Origin of the sequence: Idiomarina sp. Sol25 (genome assembly GCF_033052775.1) — a bacterium.
Classification (GTDB): Bacteria; Pseudomonadota; Gammaproteobacteria; order Enterobacterales; family Alteromonadaceae; genus Idiomarina.
This window is the reverse complement of sequence record NZ_JAUPEW010000133.1, coordinates 1-267: the sequence shown is the minus strand read 5'-3', so window position 1 is coordinate 267 and position 267 is coordinate 1. Positions and strand designations below refer to the sequence as shown.

Genomic DNA, 267 nt, shown 5'->3' with positions numbered 1-267 from the left:
GGCCCACTTTTTGATTTGATAGAATTTATTATTCGTCACTATAGCGCAAGCTCGACACTGAAGGATGATCTCGCATCCACGTTTGAAGAAGCACGCTCTGCATACAGGGTCATTGACAATCGAGTCGTACCTATTGGTAACGAACAGCAAGGCGCAGCGGTCAAACTAGCATTCGACGATGTCGATGTTGTCGGAGCAACCGCCTCGAAAAAGCACCGGTTGGAGTCTGGAGTAGAGCTTCGGAATGGGAACTGGGCTGCCAGCGTT

Annotated in this window: 1 protein-coding gene; it reads left to right on the top strand. The window is 49.8% G+C overall.

Annotated features, from left to right (window positions below; all coding sequences use genetic code 11):
- The coding region (locus tag Q5L94_RS13760) for an AbiJ-NTD4 domain-containing protein (RefSeq protein ID WP_317498918.1) at positions 1-267 on the top strand (267 nt) is incomplete at both ends.